Annotated in this window: 17 protein-coding genes and 1 tRNA gene; 11 read left to right on the top strand and 7 right to left on the bottom strand. The window is 51.8% G+C overall.

Going from position 1 to position 19225, the window contains the following annotated elements:
• The first annotated feature begins 48 nt into the window (after positions 1–48).
• The 3 genes from GD606_RS05105 (at position 49) to GD606_RS05115 (ending at position 3190) form a co-directional block, all read left to right on the top strand.
• A complete protein-coding gene (locus tag GD606_RS05105) occupies positions 49–945 on the top strand; it encodes a phosphoribosylaminoimidazolesuccinocarboxamide synthase (RefSeq protein WP_163300672.1) in 897 nt (298 codons plus the stop codon).
• Between the two features lie 299 nt (positions 946–1244).
• Positions 1245–1321: transfer RNA gene (locus GD606_RS05110), tRNA-Arg, on the top strand.
• A gap of 174 nt (positions 1322–1495) precedes the next feature.
• Positions 1496–3190: an Eco57I restriction-modification methylase domain-containing protein gene (locus GD606_RS05115; protein WP_163300671.1), complete on the top strand. Its 1695-nt coding sequence runs from the start codon at positions 1496–1498 to the stop codon at positions 3188–3190.
• Here the strand turns inward: GD606_RS05115 and GD606_RS05120 are convergent.
• The gene (locus tag GD606_RS05120; protein ID WP_163300670.1) at positions 3180–4232 is read right to left on the bottom strand and encodes a restriction endonuclease; all 1053 of its coding nucleotides are present in this window, start codon (positions 4230–4232) and stop codon (positions 3180–3182) included. The two genes, GD606_RS05115 and GD606_RS05120, sit on opposite strands and share 11 nt — an antisense overlap.
• A 392-nt stretch (positions 4233–4624) precedes the next feature.
• Here GD606_RS05120 and GD606_RS05125 point away from each other — a divergent pair, with 392 nt between their 5' ends.
• On the top strand, positions 4625–5059 hold the full coding sequence (locus tag GD606_RS05125) for a hypothetical protein (protein ID WP_163300669.1): 435 nt from the start codon (positions 4625–4627) through the stop codon (positions 5057–5059).
• A 69-nt stretch (positions 5060–5128) separates the two neighbouring features.
• The gene (locus GD606_RS05130) at positions 5129–5506 is read left to right on the top strand and encodes a hypothetical protein (protein ID WP_163300668.1); all 378 of its coding nucleotides are present in this window, start codon (positions 5129–5131) and stop codon (positions 5504–5506) included.
• A gap of 137 nt (positions 5507–5643) precedes the next feature.
• On the opposite strand, the gene GD606_RS05135 is transcribed toward GD606_RS05130, so the two are convergent.
• Complete coding sequence (locus GD606_RS05135) at positions 5644–6327, bottom strand: hypothetical protein (RefSeq protein WP_163300667.1); 684 nt, start codon at positions 6325–6327, stop codon at positions 5644–5646.
• 800 nt (positions 6328–7127) lie between these two features.
• Between GD606_RS05135 and GD606_RS05140 the strand changes: the two genes are divergently transcribed.
• The 5 genes from GD606_RS05140 (at position 7128) to GD606_RS05160 (ending at position 12349) form a co-directional block, all read left to right on the top strand.
• Positions 7128–7685, top strand: a complete 558-nt coding sequence (locus GD606_RS05140; RefSeq protein WP_163300666.1) for a tyrosine-type recombinase/integrase — start codon at positions 7128–7130, stop codon at positions 7683–7685.
• Positions 7686–7755: 70 nt separating this feature from the next.
• On the top strand, positions 7756–8892 hold the full coding sequence (locus GD606_RS05145) for a tyrosine-type recombinase/integrase (protein WP_163300665.1): 1137 nt from the start codon (positions 7756–7758) through the stop codon (positions 8890–8892).
• Between the two features lie 290 nt (positions 8893–9182).
• Positions 9183–9359, top strand: a complete 177-nt coding sequence (locus GD606_RS05150; RefSeq protein WP_170304557.1) for a hypothetical protein — start codon at positions 9183–9185, stop codon at positions 9357–9359.
• A gap of 338 nt (positions 9360–9697) precedes the next feature.
• Positions 9698–10708 carry a Tim44 domain-containing protein gene (locus GD606_RS05155; protein WP_163300664.1) on the top strand — a complete coding sequence of 337 codons (1011 nt, stop codon included), beginning with the start codon at positions 9698–9700 and terminating at the stop codon, positions 10706–10708.
• A 225-nt stretch (positions 10709–10933) separates the two neighbouring features.
• A complete protein-coding gene (locus tag GD606_RS05160; RefSeq protein ID WP_246298982.1) occupies positions 10934–12349 on the top strand; it encodes a TerC family protein in 1416 nt (471 codons plus the stop codon).
• Positions 12350–12513: 164 nt separating this feature from the next.
• Here the strand turns inward: GD606_RS05160 and GD606_RS05165 are convergent, their stop codons facing one another.
• Complete coding sequence (locus tag GD606_RS05165; protein WP_163300663.1) at positions 12514–12657, bottom strand: hypothetical protein; 144 nt, start codon at positions 12655–12657, stop codon at positions 12514–12516.
• 188 nt (positions 12658–12845) lie between these two features.
• Between GD606_RS05165 and GD606_RS05170 the strand changes: the two genes are divergently transcribed.
• Positions 12846–13796, top strand: a complete 951-nt coding sequence (locus GD606_RS05170; RefSeq protein ID WP_163300662.1) for a hypothetical protein — start codon at positions 12846–12848, stop codon at positions 13794–13796.
• 385 nt (positions 13797–14181) lie between these two features.
• On the opposite strand, the gene acs is transcribed toward GD606_RS05170, so the two are convergent.
• The 4 genes from acs to larE all read right to left on the bottom strand — a co-directional run bounded on the left by acs (position 14182) and on the right by larE (position 18983).
• The gene (acs, locus tag GD606_RS05175; RefSeq protein WP_163300661.1) at positions 14182–16164 is read right to left on the bottom strand and encodes an acetate--CoA ligase; all 1983 of its coding nucleotides are present in this window, start codon (positions 16162–16164) and stop codon (positions 14182–14184) included.
• A gap of 281 nt (positions 16165–16445) precedes the next feature.
• Positions 16446–17522, bottom strand: a complete 1077-nt coding sequence (gene larC, locus GD606_RS20745; RefSeq protein WP_163300660.1) for a nickel pincer cofactor biosynthesis protein LarC — start codon at positions 17520–17522, stop codon at positions 16446–16448.
• Positions 17512–18168 (bottom strand): nickel pincer cofactor biosynthesis protein LarB, encoded by a 657-nt coding sequence (larB, locus tag GD606_RS05185; RefSeq protein ID WP_163300659.1) that lies wholly within the window; start codon positions 18166–18168, stop codon positions 17512–17514. Before larB ends, larC begins: the two co-directional genes overlap by 11 nt.
• Positions 18165–18983: an ATP-dependent sacrificial sulfur transferase LarE gene (gene larE / locus GD606_RS05190; protein WP_163300658.1), complete on the bottom strand. Its 819-nt coding sequence runs from the start codon at positions 18981–18983 to the stop codon at positions 18165–18167. Before larE ends, larB begins: the two co-directional genes overlap by 4 nt.
• Between the last annotated feature and the right edge of the window lie 242 nt (positions 18984–19225).

The following is a 19225-nucleotide window of genomic DNA, read 5'->3' on the forward strand; positions in this document are numbered from 1 at the left end:
CGACCCCAAACCGCCCCAAAACGCCCCAAACCTCAAGGACGATCCGCCATGAACGTGGTGACCACCACCGATATCAAGGAATATCCCCTGGCCTCCCGGGGCAAGGTACGCGATATTTACGAACTGTCCCCCGAGACGCTGCTCATCGTGACCACGGACCGCCTCTCGGCCTTCGACGTGGTGCTGCCCGACCCCATTCCCCACAAGGGCATCATCCTCAACAAAATCACCATCTTCTGGATGAACCGCTTCGCCGGGCTGATCGGCAACCATCTGCTGGCCACCGAGCCCGCCGATTTTCCCGCCGCCCTGGCCCCTCACGCCGACATGTTGCGCGGCCGGGCCGTGGTGGTCAAAAAGGCCAGGCCGCTGCCCATCGAATGCATCGTGCGCGGCTACATCACCGGGTCCGGCTGGAAGGACTATCAGGCCACGGGATCGGTCTGCGGCCACGCCCTGCCCGAGGGCCTTGCGGAATCCGCCATGCTGGCCGAGCCGATTTTTACGCCGTCCACCAAGGCGGACCTGGGCAGCCACGACGAGAACATCACCCTGGCTGCGGCCAAAGACCTGGTCGGCGTCGAGATCTTCAACCAGGTGCAGGACATCTCCATCGCCCTCTACTCCGCCGCCCGGGACCATGCCCGGCAGCGCGGCATCCTCATCGCGGACACCAAGTTCGAGTTCGGCCTGACCGACAACGGACTTCTGCTCATCGACGAGGTGCTGACCCCCGACTCCTCCCGCTTCTGGCCCGCCGCTGGATACCAGCCCGGACGCGGCCAGCCCAGCTTCGACAAACAGTACGTGCGCGACTGGCTCACGGACATCGGCTTCAACAAGAAACCGCCCGCGCCGCATATGCCCGAAGAAGTCATCCAGCGCACCCGCTCCAAATATATCGAGGCCTACGAATTTCTGACCGGCGGGAAATTCGAGATTTAGCCCGCCGGGGGGAACCTTTTTTGAAAAAAAGGTTCCCCCCGGACCCCTCTCCAAAAAACTTTGGCGCGCTTCGCGTCCGCGTGCGGGTGCAGGCACTTTCTCCGAACCACCTTGGTTTTCGCTGGCGTTTTCCGGAAAAGCTCCGCTTTTCCGGAAAACGCCAGCGATACCAGGGGGTCCGGGGGAAATGATTTCCCCCGGGCGGGGTTCGGGGCGGCAGCCCCGACGACCATTCCTCCGCCGGGTGGAAGAAAAAACTTGACCGTACGGCCCGCAGGGTTTAGTTATCCGCTTCTCGCGCGCCCGTAGCTCAGCTGGATAGAGCGCCGGACTACGAATCCGTAGGCCGCAGGTTCGAATCCTGCCGGGCGCACCATCAAATCTCAAGGGGTTAGGACATCAGGTCCTAGCCCCTTATTTCGTTGAGCCAACCAAGAATGCCAACCTGGAGTTTTCACCCGTTGCAAGAAGTCTCAAATTGATATATCATCAAAAGTCTAAGTAATCATAAAAATTAATAACAATTGATTGAAATAAAGGCGACTAAGCAATGACAAGGTATTCAAAGGTAGAAAAGAAAAAAAGAAGTGGAGCTACTTTCACTCCTGAAAATCTTTCTAAGTTTTTATCAAAAAAGATAAGCAAACTTTTAACCAAAGATAAAAATGAAGAAATCAATATACTCGATCCAGCTGTTGGGGACGGACAACTGCTATTTTCAATGGCAAATGAACTTAAAAGCATTGGTTACTGCAACATAGTTCTACATGGATTTGATACAGATAAAAATTCAACAGAAAACTCCATTAGAAAGCTCAGTGAAATAGTTGCAAAAGAAAATATCCATATAATTCACAAAGATTTTTTAGAACATGTCCTCGAAAGCTCATCCTACCTACCCCTGTTTCAGGAAAATAAGTTAATAAAATACGACATCATAATAGCTAACCCGCCATATGTAAGAACACAGATAATGGGCGAGATAAAAGCCAAACAACTATCATCATCATTTGACTTAAAGGGTCGCGTTGACCTCTATTATCCATTTATCCTGTCGATTGGAAAAGCTTTAAAAGAGGGTGGAGTAGCAGGCATAATTACATCAAACAGATATTTGACAATAAAGTCTGGAGCTTCAGTCCGACGTGAAATAAGAAAAGTGTTTTCACTAAAAAATGTTTATGACTTAGGAGATACGAAGGTATTTGATGCTGCAATTTTGCCAGCAATCATGATTTGCGGATCACCAAGTAGAACGCATCACAACAATATTAATTTTAGTTCAATTTACGAAACCGATGAAACATCAAACATTAAAATAAATGATATATTTGAAGCCTTTGAGCATGAAGGAGTGGTAACGCTTAGTGGTGAAAAGAACTATTTAGTCAAAAACGGTATATTGGATGATGGAGGTGATTCGAGCAATGTATGGCGACTGTCAACCAATGCCTGTGATGAATGGTTAAAGACAGTAGAAGAAAACACTTGGTGTAGATTTGAAGATGTTGGAAAGATAAGGGTTGGAGTTAAAACAACTGCTGATTCAGTTTTCATCAGAGACGACTGGGAATTTATTACTAACAATAAACTTCCAGAGCTATTAAAGCCACTGATCACACACCATCAAGCGAGAAGATTCAAAGGATTAATAACAAACAAAAAACAAAAATTTATTCTTTATACGCATATAATACAGAATGGAAAAAGAACAGCTATTAATTTAAATGAATACCCTAAATCAAAAGCCTACCTCGAAAAATTTAAACTTGACCTAGAAAAAAGAACTTACGTAATTAATGCAGGAAGACAATGGTATGAAATATGGGTACCACAAAATCCTGCGCATTGGGAGAACCCCAAATTGATTATGAGGGACATCAGTGAAGAACCTTGCTTTTGGATGGATTTAGATGGATCTGTTGTTAATGGAGATTGCTACTGGATGATAGCCGACAAGAAAACAGACAAAGACATCCTATGGCTGACATTAGGAGTAGCAAATTCAAAGTTTATCGAGACTTATTATGATAAAAGATTTAATAATAAACTTTATTCTGGCAGAAGGCGATTCATGACTCAGTATGTAAAAGAATTCCCCTTGCCGAATATTAATCTGAACGAGGCCCAGGAAATAATAAGGCTTTCAAAAGACCTATACCAAGAGGCTTCTTCAGATAACATAAAAGATATCGAGACAAAACTAAACAATGCTGTTTTAAAAGCATTTAACATCAGCTGCTAAAAAAATTACTCGGCAGTGGTAGTTGTATCTTTTTATTGACTATCTTCCCTTCAAAACGAGGAAACCGAGAGAAAAACTTCTCTCCGCTAGAAAGATAAAGGTTAGTTAAAGTTACAATCCCATCGCGTATGCTTGCATAAAATAAAGCATACCTAACGTCACAGTGCCTGACTTTAACACCAAAATCATTTTTTATATCTAGCTCACTTGTGTCATCAGGGCAAATAAGTCCTAGATCAATAGTAGGAGATGTTTGAAGTTTGACCTCTAAGAGTTGATTTTTTAAATCAGGGAATTGCCCGTTATCTTCATAAGATTTATAACCAAGCGATAAGCAAATCAACTTATGAAGCTCAAACCCTCTATTTCTTTCTTGATCAAAACCCAAGTCGGCAAATGAAGTCCCAATCAAAGAGGTAAGTTTGTCGAAAATCGACCTTATTGAAAGAAAAGACTTTTTTGAAGGGTTGTCGACTGGTCTTAATTCTCCAAGGTTTACATATGGAAAGCTATTCACAAAGGTATTGATCCTTTCAGTATCAACACTTGAAATCAATTCAGATTTATCTTTTACTGATGTAAGCCTGGCTTGATACTTGGTAGTCAGTGTCCCGGTCTTGTCATAAGCTGCAAGCTCTTCACCGAGTAACACCTTAATTCTACCAATTCTTGTGTTGTCTATTATTTGAATAATTACATACCTTCTTGATGGCGAAATTTCTTCATTCCAAATTTGTAAATTATTACTTTTCTGAGAATAAGTATCAAAATCTTGACCTGGAAATCTTGGTTGTGTCTTTGTAAACGAGCTAGGAACGTCATAACCAAGTGCTCTACAAACAGATTCTTTAATAACTTTTGATCTAGTCCGCAGAGGAAGGTCGCCTATGCTAAGCCCGTACAGTTTTTTGTTAAGGATATATTCGAGTTCTTCACGAGGTATCCAAAGCTTGCTATCATCATAACTTATATTATCATATATAGATATCTTAGATTTTCTAATGTTCTCAACATAAAATGCAGATTTTGCTTCGATGTCCATGCTTGTCAGCTCCTGTTCAGAGATGACTAGCACTATTCCCTAATCCCTGTCTAACATTTAGTGATGAGTTTTCAAGTCAATAGGATTTATTAGTAATACCATCCGATTTTAGGTAAGCCTCCAACCCCAATCCCTGCCTACCCCCTCCTGGCCCTTCCTTTGCTTTCTCCTGAGGTTTTTCTGCGAAGGCTAGGGTTTGGTCCTACCGTTGGGTCAAAATGGCTTAGGAGCGAGAATTGCACCGACGTCCGTTTTGGCTTCCAGCCCAGTTAGCAAACTTTTTCATCTTCTAGTGCTAGAAATATTTTCAAATTCACTTAGGAGAGCACAGGCAGTTGACCAGCAGAAAGATAGGTGGTAAAAATTATAAAACTAAATAAGGAGTGAAGGGTATGATTGAGACTACTGGAAACATTGTCCCTGAAGTTAAAGCTAAAAAAGTACAAGTTTTGCGAACCCTTACACAAAAAGAAATAGAAGAGATCGCCGACAAGCTAATAATTAAATGTAAAGATATGAAAGAAGGTGATCCTATTAACCCAAAAGACATTGCAAAAGAATACAATATCTCTCTTTCTCTTGTTGACAAAGTCTACATAAAGGCTGTTCTGAAGGGTATGCCGTTATTCCAGCTTCAAGAAGTTGTCAAACAAAAACCAAAGTCAGATCTTCCATTCATTAATTCTAGAATGAGTGTGATGATCGGAAAATCAACAATTATTGACCTTAATGAAAAAATACCGACAAAAGAAAAGCATTTTAAAGCTAATGACAAATTTAATGTAGAGCTCCAAGGGGACAACATAGTACTTATTCGTATTGTTTAATAATCAAAAACAGCATATTCCCTTTTATTGCAAGTTTATAGAGATATAGACCTGCAAAGGAGGGTTATTATGTCCAAAAAAGAATCACAATCTGTTCTTTCCACAGTCAAGGTGAGAAGTACTGAGTCTAAGTTTGACTCATCAAAGCTACGTCAACTTATTGAGCAGAATAAAAATGCCGATGAGATGATGACTGCTTTAAACATCAAGCACAAACAGACATTAAAGCAATACCTTTTAAAATTGATAAGTGTTGATCGGAGATTTTATGAAATATCTGGCTTAAACACCAGAAACAGCAAAACTCTAGTCATTAATTCCAAGGGAGAGATTAAGATCAAAAAACATATGATCGACTTTCCTGCCAATACATACAGCCCAGGTGTTCAATTTGACATTGAAGCAGACAATGAAAAAATTGTCCTCCGTCGGGTAACTACTGACTAACACTCTTCAAGTCGCGTCTTCTGGCGCGACTTTTATTTACTCAAGCTTAGGCTTCCTGCATTTTTGTTTTAATTAACAATGACTATCAAAAATCAGGGGATAACAATTAGTAATATGACTTTTATTTGACATAGTTATTATATAATAAACTTGTTTCCACTAATTACTTTGAAGAAGTCTTTTTCAAACGGCAAAGAGGTAAAGCAACTGTCGGGATCTACATTAAAATCTTTAACATATTTCCGAACAATCCTAACTCCTCCTCCGTCTTCATTGCTATTAAATGCAGAGAAAAAACCTACTTCAAATAGTCTCCCCTGAAATTGATTTAATATTATCATAACTTCTTTGTCTTCATGATTTACTAAAGTCTTTTTCATAAATTTTTTTAATTCGAACATTTTAAATGTCCAGTCGGAAAATATCATTTCAGCACTTAGGCTTAGAGCTGTTGACATTTTATTGATATTTCTCTTTTGAAAATACCTTCTTTTCATTCTCATTTCTAGTCGAACTGGCTCACCAAACTCATCCTTCTTATGATATATTTTTGCACCTTTAGTGCTGCTTTTTCTATTGTCATTAAGATATGTTGTTTCATTATATGCTAATGAAACAGCCTTTCCAGGGTTCTTGATATATGAAGTTATTTGCAACAATCTTAACAAGCTCAACTGGTCACTTGATATGATGTCTATAGAAAATTCAACCTCGCTTATTCTGTAAGCAACCTTAAAAGTAAACTCAATAAAATTAACAAAACGAGAAGACGGATGATGAAGAGTGAGAGATGTTCCAAAATACATATTATTAATGAACACGAGTCTCAATGTGAGTCGATAGTATGCTCCATCGACTAAGCACTGGATATAAAATAGATTTCTCTTGTGCTGATGGCGTGTGCTGAAAGAACGGATAATGTTCCAGGCAGTATCAAGGGGAAGATCGAGATGAGAAACGAATATCCGTACATAATCAATTGAATAGGAGAGGGATAATTCAGAGAAACAAAAATTTCGGTTCCGGTGGATATAATTATAGTATTCATTGAAATTGTTTACAATTGAATGCACCTGGAATGATGTGTCTTTCATTGTTGTTTTTATTATATCAGGTTCTTTAACATTAATATCTATGTTTTAATTTTCATTTCATTTTCAACAATAACCTAAAGATATTTAGGATAAATCTATTCAACTAGACGCTGGAGGTCTATAGTGATCTATCAACTTGGCAAATCCATCCAAATTGTTAGCATAATTTTAAGGTCTCCATTGACCAAGGAGATTGTCTTAGCTGTTATCGCAATAATAATAAAACGAAAGCTCTAGGGCAACCCCTGAGAAGTTGGGAGTCTTGTTGACTTCCTTCTTCTTTGTTTCAAACGGCGATTATCCTACCCCTTGTCCACCTGACATTTTCAATAAAAAGTTAGAGATATTTTAGCTTATCCTTACAATGTCCGTTTTGTATTAGAAACGGACTTACACATCATCCTGGCAATTAATCCTTTATATCTTATGGTGTTAGAAATTTAAAAGCTCTTGGACTTTCCCGAGTGCTTTTCCCAATGGTTGTTTATATCATCCTGGTCACTAAAACAATCTTTCAGGAGGTCAAAATGAGAGTCGAACCCATTACCAATCCCAAGCACATCAAGGCTATTAAAAAGCTTTTGAATGACAAACCTAGGGACAGACTTCTTTTCATAATGGGAACCAATAGTGGTCTCAGGGCACAAGATATCCTGTCGTTAAAAGTTTCCGATGTAAAGGGGCTAAATGTTGGAGACAGAATAACCATAAAGGAAAAGAAGACTAAAAAGTATAATGTAATAATCATAAATGAAGAAGTAAGCGAGGCTCTTAGCTACTTCTTCGAAACCATCAACCCTAAAGATAGTGACTACCTATTTAAGAGTCGCAAAGGGGCTAACTATCCACTTACAACTTTCAGGGTCACTAGACTTGTTCAGTCTTGGGTTGACGAAATCAACCTGAACATTAACGCAGGAGCACATACACTTAGGAAAACATTTTGCTATATTCAAAGAACACAATTTGGTGTACCATGGGAAGTCATATCAAAGAGGTGCAACCATTCATCTCCTTCTATCACAAGACGTTATTTAGGTGTGAAAGAAGAAGAAGTTGAGCAAATACTCTTGAATAATATCTAACCCAAGGGGGGCTGTCCCCCTTTTCTTTCTTCTGATTTCAAAGTACCATCAAACAACCGGAGTAGTCAATATGAGCGTCCATGTCCGAGGGAATTCTTGGTTTGTAAGGTACAGAGATACCAATAAAATTCAGCAGCAGAAGCATTTCGGTGTCGGCCCTAAAGCTAAAGCGAAAGCCGAGGCATATGACCTTGAAATCAGACTGTTAAAAAAAAGAGGACACAACCCACAAGGTGTCCAGGACAAAGAGATGAATATTCAAGACCTCTACAATGCATATATTAAAGATTATGAACAACTTGGCAGAAGTCAAACACAAATAAGAAACCTAAACTACTTTTTTAACAACAAGGTGTTTCCAGATTTTCCGAAGAAAACAATTCAAAAGTTAACACATGATGACATGCTTAACTTTGCCATTAAGTATAAAGACTTAAGCCAATCAACTAGAAACAGATATTTTATGTATTTAAAAGCATTGTTTAATTTTGGCATAAGACATGAGTTGATTAAGAATAACCCACTTAAGCACTGGAAAAAACCTAAAGAAGAACCTAAGAAGTTCCAGATAAATGACGATGACCTTGGCATAATCCTAAAACATTCTATGCCACACCTTAAACTAGCCCTTCAACTCTGCTTCTATTTTGGTCTTAGGCCAGGTGCATCAGAACTATTTAACATCAAATGGAAAGACATTGATTTTGATGAAAATGTTTTAAACATCTTTTCAAGCAAAACAAAGACTTCAAGAAAGATACCAATTCCTGATAACTTTAGAACAAAGCTTTCAATTGCTAAAAAATCATCTCATACCGAATATGTAATTGAGTACAAAGGCAAACCTGTAAAGAGCCTAAGAAGGTCATTTGCAAGTGCTGTCAAAAAAGCTGGAATAACTTATCCAGTTAGACTGTATGACTTGAGACACCTTTATGCTACTACCTTGCTCAATAGTGGAGCAGATTTGGCTGCTGTTAGTTCAATGATGGGCCACTCAGCTGTAACTGTAACTGCTAACGTCTACTATCAATCGATGTCGAAGGAGAGGGTGCGGGCCGCAAACCTTTTACCTCAACTGCATGAGGGAGGGAAGAAAATAGCTCGAGAAAGTAGCAATGCCCCCCTGCCAACCGGCACCAACCACCCCAAGAAAAAGAGCAAGAAATTCAAGGTTGCAAATGTTGGTAGGATCGACAAGGAATAGCAAGTATATCATAGTGTTACATGGTGAGCAGTTGGACTACGAATCCGTAGGTCAGAGGTTCGAATCCTCTCGGGCGCACCATAAAAATCAAGGGATCCGTCGAAAGACCGGTCCCTTTTTTTATTCCCGCGCCAGCGCCTTTTTCCTGGCGGGTGGCGGCGCGGGCATGGCGACAAAAATAGCAATGTCCCCTTGCCCAGCCGACCGTGATGGCCTACAACAGAAATGCCCTCGAAGTCTTTTTCCCAGCCGGGCGTCCGCCTTCGAGGAATCCATCTGGAAGTAGCCCTATGCTTGAAATCATCATTTACGTTTTCGCCTCGATCGCCCTGGTTGTTGCGGCGGTCTTCATGGTTTCCCGCCTGCGGCCCGGATCCAATGACTCCATCGCTTCTTTCGACTTCGGCAAGTTCAAGACCCGCGAAATCAACAAGCGCGGCGTCCACGACAAGACGCGGTGGCATTAGCGCCCCTGGCCGGGGAAGATACGCCACCCAGATTTGCCCGTTTTACCGTGGGGTTGGAGCGAGGCTGCATTCACGCTCAAGAATCGCTTGTTCTCCCATTCAGCGTTGATCCTGCCGACCCCGCCCAGACTCCCTTGACACCACGACCGAATAGGTTATTTTGAAACTCCTTGAAGGGGAGTAGCTCTTTCGGGCAAGGTCAACAGCACTGCGCTACCCGGCGCTTGGCCTTGCCGTCGACGCCAGTCGGCGAGCGAGACCTTCTGCATGAGCAATCATGCTGGAAGTCTCGTTTTTTATTTTGGGGACCTCCAGCAGAAACCGCACTGGAGGCTTCCATGCTTCACCATCCGCCATCCCTCGACAAACCGGCCGCCGATTGGCGGCGCGCTGCCGCCCGCCTCACGACACTTCTGCGCCGCATCGGCATCCCGCTGCTTGCCTTGTGCCTGCTCCTTGCGGCCGTGGACATGGCCGAGGCCAGGCGCGTCGGCGGCGGCAAGTCCTTCGGCAGCCGGGACACCTATTCCAGGCCCTACGACAAGCCCGCCGCGCCCAACCGCAACACCACGAACATGGATCAGCAGCCCGCCCCGGCCAACCCGGGCAGCCAAACGGCCCCCGGCGCACCCGCCGCCCGCCCCGGCATGTTCGGCGGCATGGGCGGCATGTTCGGCGGCCTGCTCATGGGCGGGCTTATCGGCTCGATGCTGTCCGGCGGCGGCCTGGGCGGCGGCTTCGGCATCCTGGAGATGCTGCTCCTTTTCGGCGGCGTGTACCTGCTCTTCAGGCTCTTTGCGGGGCGAAAGGCAGCCCCCACGCGGCAGACCGCGTCCGGCGGCGAGCGCTTCGCCTACGCCACGGGCCCGGGCGGCGCTCCGGACACCGACCGGACGCCGGACGGCTGGGGCGCGCTGCACGCCACGCCCCCGGACCAGGATAGGAGCGACGCGGCTTCACGTCCTGTCATGCCCGCCGGTCTGGACGAGGCCGAGTTCCTGGCCGGGGTCAAGGCCCTCTACGCCCGGCTCCAGGCCTCCTGGGACCGGCGCGACCTTGACGACATCCGGCAGTTCACCAGCCCCGAGGTGTTTTCCGAGATCGCCCGGCAGGCCGAGGAAGACCCGACCCCGGGCAGGACCGACATCCTCATGGTCGAGGCCCGGGTGCTCGAGGCCGCTTCGCACGGCGGCCAGACCGTGATCACGGTCTTTTTCGACGTGCTTCTGCGCGAGGACCAGTCCGCCGGGAACCCCGGCCAGGTCCGCGAGGTCTGGCGCATCAGCCGCGACGAGAAGGCCGCCAGGCCGTCCTGGACCCTGGAGGGCATCCAGCAGTTGGCCATGTAAGGCGCAATGCCTAAGCGGGTCGGGCCGCCCCGGCCCTGACGACGCCTTGTCCCGGGCGCGGCCTGGGTTGCCACACGGCAGCGCGGCCCGCACCCTTTCGGGCCATGCCCCAGCCGCGACGAAACAGGGGCTCCCGTTGAAAGACCGTGCGGGAGTCCCTGACCGGCCGACTGGTTGCGGCTGGGCTGGCGGGCCGTGACGCCAGACGGCGACCGCAGCGGCGGCATGGGCCGTCGCGAAGGCCAGGACGGCGACGGCCAGGACGGCGACGGCGCGACGCCATCAGATAAAGCCGCCTCACCCCCCGGCCCGGTAACGGCGGCGGCCACGGCGACCGGCCCATCGCCCCGGGCATGGCCTGCGGCGTCCGCCCCCGGGGTTGCACCCTTCAAAAAGAAGAACCGGTTCTCGGAACCGATCCGGAGAGACATTTTGGGAACGGCCTGGATGTGGATAGGATTTAATGTGTTGGTCCTGGCGCTTCTGGCCCTGGACCTGGGCGTGCTGCACCGCAAGGGGCGCGAGATCGGCGTGCGCGAGGCGCTGCTTTTGAGCCTGGGCTATGTGGTCCTGGCCCTTTCCTTCGGCGCGGGCATCTACCATTTTCTCGGGCCGCAGGCCGGGAAGGAATATCTCACCGGCTACCTCATCGAAAAAAGCCTGTCCATCGACAACATCTTCGTGTTCGTGCTGATCTTTCTGCATTTTTCCGTGCCGCGCCGCAGCCAGCACACGGTTTTGTTCTGGGGCATCCTGGGCGCGCTGGTTTTGCGCGGGTCGCTCATCGTGGCCGGGGCGGCGATCCTGGCGGCCTTCCACTGGGTCATCTACGTGTTCGGGGCCTTTTTGGTGTTCACGGGGATCAAGATGCTGGTGACCGTGGGGCAGGAGCCGGACATCGCCAATAACCGCATCAACCGGTTCATGCGCCGCCGCTTCCGGGTGACCGAGGGCTTTGAGGGGCAGCGGTTTTTTGTGCGGCGAAACGGGCTGACGTACATCACGCCGCTTTTCATCGTGCTGGCGCTGATTGAGATCACGGACGTGGTCTTCGCCCTGGACTCCATCCCGGCCATCTTCGCCATCACCACCGACCCGTTCATCATCTATACCTCCAACGTCTTCGCCATCCTGGGGCTTCGGGCGCTGTACTTCGCCCTGGCCGGCATCATCCACCGCTTCCACTACCTCAAATACGGCCTGTCGCTGGTGCTGGTGCTGGTGGGGGTGAAGATGGTCGTGAACGCCTGGTTCGGCGGCAAGGTGATCTCCACGGAACTGGCCCTGGCGGCCACGGCTGGGATCATCGCCTGTTCCGTGCTGGTTTCAATGCTGAAGACCCGGGCCACGCCCGGCACGGAGGAAAAGCGCGAGGCGGCGCGGTGGTGGGTGCCGGGAAGTCCGGCCAAGGCTGAGTCTGAGACGGCGGCGGCTGGTGATGCTGCGGCTGAAGCTGCGGGTGCGGCTGATGCTGCGGGTGGAGTTGCGGTTGATACCGGAACTGCGGCCGGGACGACGGCTGCGAGTGCGGCCGATGCTGCGGGTGGGATTGCGAGTGATACCGGGACTGCGGCCGGGACGATGTCTGCGAGTGCGACCACGCCCCGGCCCGGGGATGCGGACGTGCCGCCGAAGGGGTGATGCGGGCGGGATGGCCCGGGAGAATCGCGCGGCACATCGCAAAGTCTGGTCGCTTCAGGCGATTTCAGAGCGGTCGCTGCACACGTCACACGCCGCGCCTGACGCAGAGCATGCCCATAGGCTGGAAATCGCACAGGGCCACCCCACTCCGGGGCGGCCCTTTTTCATGCCCGAAGCTGCTCCCAGGCCACGCCCATGGCGGCGGCGATCTTTTTGAGCGTGGCCACGCGGGGATGCGCGGCCAGGGATTCCATCTGGAGATAGGCCTGGCCGAGGTATTGATTTCGGGTGAATATTATTATGCACACATCCTGCACACCGAGAAAGACTATACAAAAATAGAAAACAAATATACGTTTCAAAGAACAGCTGAACGGACCGGGGCAACCTGTTGACGTCCAACGACTTATGGCGCAAAATTTGCATGATTTCACCAGTCTGCACGTCATGATCATTAATTATTGAATTTCAATTTTAACCTGCAGAAATAATCGCGATGAAACTATTTTTAAAAAGTATTTTAACACACATGTGTATTTTTAAAAATATTATAATTGACTTTATTTTTAATTATTTCATGTTTTTATCCATTGGCCTAGGTTCTTGTATATACTGTATATGGTACATTCGGCACGATACACTTTCTTTACAAGCTCGAGAGATACTGCCAGGAATTGCATCCGCCTTTCTTATTGGTGGCGCTTTTACGGCATGCGTTAAAAGTATTCAGTTTATGGGGATATTTCGTGATACAATTAAAGCACAATTACAAGATCAAAATTTCCTTGATGACCGCGAAAATTGCATCAAAAGCACACTCTCTCTGACTTTACCCACACACATTGATTCACTTACAGACCAACTGTGCTTAATTATTAAGGATAGTAACGATAAAATTTTACAGTGCATTAGTGACGCTTTATATTCAGAAGCATTATTGTCAAAACGAAATGACATAACAGAATTATGGAAAAATATTTCAAAAATTATTCATTGTGAACGTTTTCCAGAAATCAGAGACGAGCTTGACAGAATCATTTTTAACAACTATTTTCCTAAAGAATCACCGTGCTATTATATTGACGAAAATTTACATTTTAACATGAGCTTCATTGATGGAAATCATGATTATGTTACACTGATTGAGGAATCTTCGTTTACAGTTGTTGCAGTAAATACCGATCCATTTAAACACAGTGTATCGGGTTCCATTCTCTTAAAAAACAATCACGACGAATTCTCTTCATTTGTTGTGACAGATTTTTTTATTGATAACGTTAGCCACTTAGAACATGTTATTACCACTAAACCATACATTTTAAATGGACATCTACACTACAGGTTTGAAATAACGTTCAAAGGCAAGGAGCGTTATTTTGTCAAACGTAGGACAAAAAAAATACTGTCCCTAGACGCTGACAAAAGCAAAGGCTATACAGTAAAGTGAATCACGAAAGGATTAAGAATTTTCATGCACCATCCTGAAGATATCCAGGTGTCTTTTTTCCCATCTGGAACTATTGACGCATTTGAAGATTTTGGGAATAATACCCCTGGAGAATTATGTAAACAGTATAAAGGGGTTTTATTGCCCAAGCAGGGGTTTCGTTTAGTCTACAACCGGAGGCAATGATGGCTTATTTACGTTTAGACGAAGAGGAAGAGTAGCTTGTTTAAAATGGTCTACAAAATGTTTTTTTACACAACAGTCAAGCTCTAAAATCATCCAGCATCTTGAAATCCCTGCAGAAAAATGGAAGGGCCACCCCTCTCAGGGCGGCCCTTCCAATTTCTTCTCTTTTCTCCGGCCTTTCGCCGGAACCCGCTCGGCGCTAACTCATCAACCGCTTCTTGCCGTCGATAAGCTCCCCAACCACGCTCGGATCGGCCAGGGTCGAGGTGTCGCCCAGGCTCTCGGTCTCATCCGAGGCGATTTTACGCAGGATGCGCCGCATGATTTTGCCGCTACGGGTCTTGGGCAGCCCCGGCGCGAACTGGATCACCTCCGGCTGGGCGATGGGGCCGATCTCCTTGCGGACATGGACTTTCAAGGCCTTCAAAAGCTCCTCATCCTCTTCGAAGCCCGCCTTGAGCGTCACATAGGCATAGATGCTCTGGCCCTTGACGTCGTGCGGCATGCCCACCACCGCCGCCTCGGCCACGGTCGGGTGCGACACCAGCGCCGACTCGATCTCGGCCGTGCCCATGCGGTGTCCGGACACGTTGATCACGTCGTCCACGCGGCCCATGATCCAGAAATAGCCGTCCGTGTCCCGGCGCGCGCCGTCGCCGCTCTCGTAGACGCCCTTAAATCCCGCGAAATACTGCTGCTTGAAGCGGGCCGGGTCGCCCCACACCCCGCGCAGCATGCCCGGCCAGGGCTTGCGGATGACCAGAAACCCGCCGTCGCCAAGCGGCGCTTCCTGGCCCTCGGAGTTGACGATGGCCGCATCCACGCCCGGCAGCGGCAGCGTGGCCGACCCGGGTTTGAGCGGCGTGGCGTACGGCAGGGCCGAAATCATGAGCCCGCCGGTCTCGGTCTGCCACCAGGTATCCACGATGGGCAGTTTCCCCTTGCCGATGTGCTCATGGTACCACATCCAGGCCTCGGGGTTGATGGGCTCGCCCACGGACCCCAAAACCCGCAGCGACGACAGGTCGTGGTTCTCGGTCCACTGCGGCCCGGAACGCATCAGCGACCGGATGACGGTGGGCGCGGTGTAGAAGATGTTGACCCCGAATTTTTCGCATATCTGCCAGAACCGGTCCGGCCCGGGATAGGTGGGCACGCCCTCGAACATAAGCGAGGTGGCCCCGAGCGCCAGCGGCCCATAGACGATGTAGGAATGGCCCGTGACCCAGCCGATGTCCGCGGTACACCAGTGGATGTCGCTCTCATGCACGTCGAAGACCCACTGGGTGGTGTGGGCCACATAGGTCAGGTAGCCGCCGGTGGTGTGGTAGACGCCCTTGGGCTTGCCCGTGGAGCCGCTGGTATACAGGATGAACAGCACGTCCTCGGCGTCCATGTGCTCGGGCTCGCAGTGGGCGGTGATGTCCGGCGCGGCCATCTCCTCGTGCCACCAGGTGTCGCGGCCCTCGACCATCTCCACGGCGTTGCCGCCGTGTTTGAGGACGATGCATTTTTCAACGCTGGGGCATTCCGAAAGCGCCGCGTCGGCGTTTTGCTTGAGCGGTATGGTCTTCCCGGCCCGGATGACGGCGTCGCTGCACACCAGGATCTTGGACTGGCAGTCGTTGATGCGGTCACGCAGGCTGTGGGCGGAAAATCCGGCGAACACGATGCTGTGCGGCGCGCCGATGCGGGCGCAGGCCAGCATGGCGATGGCCAGTTCGGGAACCATGGGCAGATACAGACTGACCCGGTCGCCGCGTTTGACGCCCATTTTTTTCAGCACATTGGCGAAGCGGCAGACCTCGTCATGGAGCATCTGGTAGGTGTAGACGCGCACGTCCTTGTCGGCCTCGCCCTGCCAGATGATGGCTGCCTTGTTGCGCCGCCCGTTTTCCAGGTGCCGGTCCAGGCAGTTGTAGGCCACGTTGAGCTCGCCGCCCGCGAACCACTTGATTTCGGCGGTCTCGAAGCTCCATTCCAGGGTCTTGTCCCACTTCTTGTACCAGGTCAGAAGCTCGCTGGTCCGGTCGGACCAGAAGCCCTCCGGATCCTCCATGGACCGCTTGTATACCGCGCGGTATTCGTCAAGGCTTTTGATATAGGCGTTTTCCCGTCCGACCATGGGCGGTTCGAACACGCGATCCTCATGCATCATGCTCTCGATTTTCTCCGAAGTCATCGTCTTCCCCCGGTTCCTTGGTTAAAACGCATTGCAAAGGTGGGCGAAACCTACACGCCCGGCAAGCGAATATCCACGCCTTTTCGGTAAACGGTTCGGATGTGTCGGTCATACGTTTCGCCCGGACACGGTGTTGCCGTTTACCGGACCCTGCCCGCCGTTTACCGTAGCGGTTCACGATCCGCCAGGGCCTTGTCCATGAAATCACAAGAGGCGCGGGCCTGTTCCCGGTGCAGGACGTGCCGAAATGCGGCGTCCGGCCACGCCCCGGGGAGGACGGATCAGTCCCGATGCGCGGCGTGGCGGTGCGGCCCGTCCCCGGCGTGGCCGTGGCCGTGCTCATGAGCGTGGTCATGGACCCGGCCGTGGATGCGGGGTGTCCCGTTCCGGCCACTTGCATGGTCATGATCGTGGCCGTGGGCATGGACGCGGTCTGAGCCGTGGCCATGATCATGGCCGTGATCGGAGGCATGGTCATGATCGTGGCTGTAGCCGTGGGCATGGCCGGGGCGGACATGTTGGTGGTCCGGGAGAGGCGAAGGCGCACCGTCCCCCCTGGCGGCTGGGCATTCGGCGGCCAGATCGGCGGACAGGGGCTCACCCAGGGCGAAAATCGCCCCGTTGGGCACGCCGGGGATGACCCGGCCGCCGTAGGCCCGGACCTGGTGCGTGAGCCGCATGGGCGGCCAGGGGCCGAACTGCGGGGCAAAGGCCCGCAAAAGGGCCGCCGCCGTGGGGGTGACCGTCTCCCCGGCCCCGGGGATGCCGTACACGGGCATGCCCTCAAGCAGGGCCAGGGTGGCCGGGGCGGGCGTGGACAAAAGGCCGTGGGCGCAGGCCACCACCCCGTCGCTTACGGGCAGGGGGCTGCACACGAAGCGCGACGGGCCGATCATGGCGAAAAGCTCGGCGGACAGGCACACGTCCAGGATGCTGTCCAGGGCGCCCACCTCATGAAAGGCCACGTCGTCCACGGCCACGCCATGCACGGCGGCCTCGGCCCGGGCCAGCTCCCCGAAGGCCGTAAGCGACAGCTCCCGGCCGCGCGGCGTCAGACGCCCGGCGGCGACAAGCCCCCGGATGTCGGCCATGGTGGTGTGGGAATGGACATGCGGCAGCCGGATGTCGCAGCCCGCCCCGGCGATGTCGGACACGGATGTGTCCACCACGGCCAACGCGCCGTCCAGTTCGGGCAGCCCAAGCCGCGCAACGATCCCGGCCAGGGCCGGGGCGTCAAGTCCGGCCAGCCGGACAAGCCCGGCCACGAACATGTCGCCCGAAAGCCCCGACGGGGCGCGCACCACCAGCACGGGACCGGAGGAAGGGGCGGGAAGGTCCGGGAAAGCGTCATTTTTCATTGAGAAGCCTGATGATCCGGGCCGCAGCGCAGGCCGCGCCATAGCCGTTGTCGATGTTTTGCACGCACACCCCCGGGGCGCAACTGGCCAGCATGGCGAACAGCGCGGTTTGTCCGCCTTCGGCCACCCCATAGCCCACGGAGGTGGGCACGGCGATGATCGGCCTTGGCGTCAGCCCCCCGGCCACCGAGGCCAGGGCGGCGTCCATCCCGGCGGTCACGATGACCGCGTCGTGGGCGTTTATGTCGTCCAGGTTCCGGGCGATGCGCCACAGTCCGGCCACGCCGTTGTCCTCAAAAAGGGTGTTCGGGATGCCCAGGTAGTCCAGGGTGCGGGCGGCCTCATGGGCCACGGGGCCGTCCGACGTCCCGGCCGAGACCACGGCCACCCGGCCCCGGGCCACGGTCGGCAGCACGGCGGTATAGGCCGTACGCGACAAGGTATGGTAGTCGGCCAGGGCCCGAACCTGCGGGTCCACGGCCGCGAAGACCTCCGGGGCCAGACGGGTGAACAGAAGCGGTGACGCCCAGGGGCCGCCGTGATCCCGCATGAGCCCCTCGATGACCGCCAGGGGCTTGCCCTGGCAAAACACGGTCTCGGGCAGGCCGATGCGCTCCTGGCGGCTGTGGTCGAAAAGAATGCTCATGGAGTGGTATGGAAGGCCCGGCCCCGGGCATAGCCCCGGGGGTCCAGGCCGATGGTTGCGATGTCGGGAAAATGCTCCCGGAACTGGCGGCCAAGCTCGGCCACGGCGGCCTCGATCTCCCCCCGCCGCCCGGCGTCCGAAGCCAGCAGGGACGGGTCCACCTCGATCCGGGCCGTATCGCCGTGGATGCGGCAGCGCACCAGATCGAGCCCCAGGCGCTCGCGCAGGGCGTCCTCGGCAAAGGCCACGGCGGCCAGTCGCTCCCGGGTGATGGGGGTGCCGGTGTGGATGCGGCTGCCCAGGCAGGGCGAGGCCGGGACGTCGGCGAAAAAAAGCCCCAGGGCCCGGGCCATGGCCCGGATGTCGGCCTTGGCCAGGCCCGCCTCCACAAAGGGATGGCGCACGCCGAAATCTTTGGCGGCCACAAGCCCCGGGCGATAGTCCGAGAGGTCGTCCAGATTCGTGCCGCTGGCCACCACGCCCGCGCCCGTCTCCCGGGCCAGGGCGGAAAGTGCCCGGTACAGGCCGGTCTTGCAGTGGTAGCAGCGGTCCACGGGATTTTCCAGGTAGCGCGGGTCGCGCATCTCCCCGGCGTCCACCTGGCGCACGGCAAAGCCCTCCATGCGGGCCGTCTCGTACAGCCGGGCCGTGTCCCCGGCGGGCACGGCCGGACTCGCGGCATGGGCGATCACGGCCTCCGCCCCCAGGGCACGATGGGCCAAGACGGCCAGAAGCAGGCTGTCCACGCCGCCGCTTGCGGCCACCACGCAGGTGCCGTATCCGGCCAGGACGGAAGCGATATCTGGTGTGTTCATGGGCGAAATCGGCATGGTTGCGGGAAACGACAGGGGAAAAATAACTGTGGGATCGCCTCCGCTTCATAAGCGGAGACGGTGGACACGACGCAGCGGCGTGGACGCCAGCCGCCGTTCATGCGTCTGTCCCTGACGGCGCGCGGCGCGGACACGTCAACTACCAGCACAAACATCCGGGGATTGTACGAGCAGAACGCGCCGCACACAAGCCCTTCAGCACGCCCCGGCCCGGATGCGCCGCC

This window comes from Desulfolutivibrio sulfodismutans DSM 3696, assembly GCF_013376455.1.
In the GTDB taxonomy this organism is placed as follows: domain Bacteria; phylum Desulfobacterota; class Desulfovibrionia; order Desulfovibrionales; family Desulfovibrionaceae; genus Desulfolutivibrio; species Desulfolutivibrio sulfodismutans.

Bases quoted from the DNA above. Each gene is read 5' to 3' on its own strand.
- GD606_RS05170 (WP_163300662.1), top strand. From the start codon at position 12,846: ATGAAACTATTTTTAAAAAGTATTTTAACACACATGTGTATTTTTAAA.
- larE (WP_163300658.1), bottom strand. From the start codon at position 18,983: ATGAACACACCAGATATCGCTTCCGTCCTGGCCGGATACGGCACCTGC.
- GD606_RS05155 (WP_163300664.1), top strand. From the start codon at position 9,698: ATGCTTCACCATCCGCCATCCCTCGACAAACCGGCCGCCGATTGGCGG.
- GD606_RS05160 (WP_246298982.1), top strand. From the start codon at position 10,934: ATGGGCCGTCGCGAAGGCCAGGACGGCGACGGCCAGGACGGCGACGGC.
- GD606_RS05105 (WP_163300672.1), top strand. From the start codon at position 49: ATGAACGTGGTGACCACCACCGATATCAAGGAATATCCCCTGGCCTCC.
- acs (WP_163300661.1), bottom strand. From the start codon at position 16,164: ATGACTTCGGAGAAAATCGAGAGCATGATGCATGAGGATCGCGTGTTC.
- GD606_RS05125 (WP_163300669.1), top strand. From the start codon at position 4,625: ATGATTGAGACTACTGGAAACATTGTCCCTGAAGTTAAAGCTAAAAAA.
- larB (WP_163300659.1), bottom strand. From the start codon at position 18,168: ATGAGCATTCTTTTCGACCACAGCCGCCAGGAGCGCATCGGCCTGCCC.
- GD606_RS05150 (WP_170304557.1), top strand. From the start codon at position 9,183: ATGCTTGAAATCATCATTTACGTTTTCGCCTCGATCGCCCTGGTTGTT.
- GD606_RS05140 (WP_163300666.1), top strand. From the start codon at position 7,128: ATGAGAGTCGAACCCATTACCAATCCCAAGCACATCAAGGCTATTAAA.
- GD606_RS05115 (WP_163300671.1), top strand. From the start codon at position 1,496: ATGACAAGGTATTCAAAGGTAGAAAAGAAAAAAAGAAGTGGAGCTACT.
- GD606_RS05120 (WP_163300670.1), bottom strand. From the start codon at position 4,232: ATGGACATCGAAGCAAAATCTGCATTTTATGTTGAGAACATTAGAAAA.
- larC (WP_163300660.1), bottom strand. From the start codon at position 17,522: ATGAAAAATGACGCTTTCCCGGACCTTCCCGCCCCTTCCTCCGGTCCC.
- GD606_RS05130 (WP_163300668.1), top strand. From the start codon at position 5,129: ATGTCCAAAAAAGAATCACAATCTGTTCTTTCCACAGTCAAGGTGAGA.
- GD606_RS05145 (WP_163300665.1), top strand. From the start codon at position 7,756: ATGAGCGTCCATGTCCGAGGGAATTCTTGGTTTGTAAGGTACAGAGAT.